The organism is Cellulomonas endophytica, assembly GCF_004123805.1.
GTDB lineage: Bacteria > Actinomycetota > Actinomycetes > Actinomycetales > Cellulomonadaceae > Cellulomonas > Cellulomonas endophytica.
This window is the reverse complement of the sequence record NZ_RWJX01000150.1, coordinates 1-2,815: the sequence shown is the minus strand read 5'-3', so window position 1 is coordinate 2,815 and position 2,815 is coordinate 1. Positions and strand designations below refer to the sequence as shown.

The 2,815-nt window shown below is 77.6% G+C and carries 4 protein-coding genes; all 4 read right to left on the bottom strand.

The annotated features are described in order from the left end of the window. On the bottom strand, positions 1–231 hold a 231-nt coding region (locus tag EJA20_RS18335; protein WP_164984070.1), incomplete at its 3' end, for a translation initiation factor IF-2 N-terminal domain-containing protein. A gap of 80 nt (positions 232–311) precedes the next feature. Beyond that, positions 312–848 (bottom strand): DUF448 domain-containing protein, encoded by a 537-nt coding sequence (locus tag EJA20_RS19885; protein ID WP_129339935.1) that lies wholly within the window; start codon positions 846–848, stop codon positions 312–314. Continuing rightward, positions 845–1,945, bottom strand: a complete 1,101-nt coding sequence (nusA, locus tag EJA20_RS18325; RefSeq protein WP_129339934.1) for a transcription termination factor NusA — start codon at positions 1,943–1,945, stop codon at positions 845–847. Before nusA ends, EJA20_RS19885 begins: the two co-directional genes overlap by 4 nt. Before the next feature lies 1 nt (position 1,946). Continuing rightward, entirely contained in the window at positions 1,947–2,519 is a 573-nt protein-coding gene (locus tag EJA20_RS18320; protein WP_129339933.1) for a ribosome maturation factor RimP, read from the bottom strand. Positions 2,520–2,815 lie beyond the last annotated feature (296 nt).

Sequence of the window (2,815 nt, the reverse complement as noted above, 5' to 3'; positions counted from 1 at the left end):
GGCCGGGGCCGGCGTCGCGGGGCGGGCGGCCGGCGCGGGGCGCGCCGGGGCACGGCCGGCGGCGGCGCCGCCTCCGGCCGGGTAGGTGTCCCGCAGCTTGCGGACCACCGGGGGCTCGATCGTCGAGGACGCCGAGCGGACGAACTCGCCGAGCTCCCCCAGCTTCGTCATGAGGGTCTTGCTGTCGACTCCGAGCTCCTTGGCGAGCTCGTAGACGCGGACCTTGGCCACATCTCTCCTGTCCTGGTCCGCCCGGGCAGGGAGGACCGCTGTTAGTGCTGGGTGCTCATCGCGCACTCATCGGTGCGTGCTCATCGGGCGGCCATCGGCGTCTCGACCCGCTTCCCCTGTCGTGCGTCGCCGTCCGGGCGGTCCCCGGCGGCGCCGTGCTGCTGCGTGCGGTCCTGCGTGGTGCCGTGCTGGTCCTGCTGGTCCTGCTGCGTCGCGTCCCGGGGGGACCCGTCGGGCCGCACGGCCCCGAGGAGCCGTGACCGGAGCGCCGCGGCGTCCACCGGGCCCCGCAGACGCAGGGCCCGGACGAACGCCCGCCGGCGCAGGGCCGGCTCGAGGCAGTCCGGGTCGGGGTGCAACCACGCCCCTCGGCCCGGCATCCGGCGCCGCTCGTCGAGCACGAGCGCGACCGGCGTGCCGTCCGCGCCCCGCTCGGGGGCGACGACCCTCAGCAGGGCCGACCGTTCCGCGACCGCCCGGCACCCGATGCACGTCCGCCGCGGTCCCGGTGCGGGCAGCGCTGAGGGCGCTGCGTGCTCGGGGGCGGGGGGTGCGGGGAGCCGGGCGCCAGGCCCGGTCGGGGTCAGTCTACCGCGCCCGGCCCCGCCGCGGGTCACGAGGCCCCGGGGCCCGCCGGCCGGCCGCCCGCGGCCGGGCCCGACGGCGCACCCCCGGCCGCCGCGGAGCCGTTCCCGGGGCCGTCCGTCGGGCCGTCCGGCGCGGCGTCGGAGCGGATGTCGATGCGCCAGCCCGTGAGCTTGGCGGCGAGGCGGGCGTTCTGCCCCTCCTTGCCGATGGCGAGCGAGAGCTGGTAGTCGGGCACCACGACCCTGGCCGAGCGGGTGGCCTCGTCGACCACCGTCACGGACAGCACCCGGGCCGGCGACAGCGCGTGGGCCACCATCTGCGCCGGGTCGTCGGAGTGGTCGACGATGTCGATCTTCTCGCCCTGGAGCTCGGACATCACGGCGCGCACCCGGCCGCCCATGGGGCCGATGCACGCGCCCTTGGCGTTGACGCCGGCGACGTTCGCACGCACCGCCATCTTCGTGCGGTGCCCGGCCTCGCGGGCGAGGGCCGTGATCTCGACGGTGCCGTCGGCGACCTCGGGGACCTCGAGCGCGAAGAGCTTGCGCACGAGCATCGGGTGGGTGCGCGAGAGCGTCACCTGCGCCCCGCGGGGCCCGCGCGCGACCTCGACGACGAGGGCGCGCAGACGCTCGCCGTGCACGTAGCGCTCCGTGGGCACCTGCTCGTGCGCGGGCAGCACCGCCTCCGTGCCGCCGACGTCGACGAGCACCGTGCGGGGGTCGCGGCCCTGCTGGATGACGCCGCCGAGCAGCTCGCCCTCCGTGCCGCGGAACGCGCCGAGGACCTGGTCGTCCTCCGCGTCGCGCAACCGCTGCACGATCACCTGGCGCGCCGTGGCGGTGGCGATGCGTCCGAAGCCGGCCGGGGTGTCGTCGAACTCCGGCCCGTAGGTGTCGGGGCCCGTCGCCACGCCCTCGGCGTCGCGCTCGGCCGGCACGGTCTCCTGCGCCCACACGGTCACGTGGCCCGTGGCGCGGTCCACCTGCACCCGGGCCCGGGGGTGGGCGTACGGCGTGCGCTGGTACGCCGAGAGGAGGGCCTGCTCGATCGCGGAGACGAGCACCTCGAGCTTGATCTCGCGCTCGCGCTCCAGCAGCCGCAGCGCCTGCATGTCGATGTCCACGTCAGTCCTCCTGTCCCTCGCCGCGCGGCGAGGTGCCGTCCTCGGCGCCTTCGTCCTCCGCCACGGGGCCCAGCCCGCGCAGGTCGACCTCGACGCGTCCCGTGCGCACGTCCTCCAGCGCCACCGTCACCGGCGCGCCCGGCCTCGGCGGCCGCCCCTTGCCCCGGTCGACCTCCGGCACGACGACGAGCGTGGCCGGCAGCTCCACGGCCCGCAGGAGCCCGAGGACGGTCCGGCCGTCGAGGAGCTCGAGCCGCACCGTGCGGCCCACGCTGCGCACCCAGTGCCGCCGCTGCGTCAAGGGGCGGGTCGCGCCGCGGCTGCTCACCTCGAGCGTGTACGGGTCCGGCAGGACCTCCGCGTGCGCGTCGAGCGTCTCCGAGACGAGCTGGGACGCCTCCGCCACGCGGTCGAGGTCGAGGTCGCCCGGCTGGTCCTCCGCGAGGTCGACCACCACCTCGACCGTGCTGCGGCCACCCGTCCGGCGGACCGTCGCGTCCTCGAGCACGAACCCGGCCCGTGCCAGGACGGGCTCGAGCACCTCGCGGACCGCGAGGGACGTGGGCGCGACCATGACCGCCTCCTTGGCGTTGCCGGGGCGAGCGGTTCCGGCATCGACCCTGTGACGTTGTGGCGGCCAGCCTAACGAGTCGGGGCGGCGGGTGCGGACCCGCGGGAGCCGCGGGTGCGGCGCCGGACCTCTCGCGGGCGCCGGGCGGACGCCGGGCTGACGGGGCCGACCCCGGCCCGGCACGCCGCGACCCCGCCGGCACGGCCCGCCGCGACGGTGGCCGCCCGACGCCCCGTGGCAGGATCGCCCGGTGCCCGTCCCGCCCTCGACCCCGCCGGCGGCCACGACGCGTCGAGCCC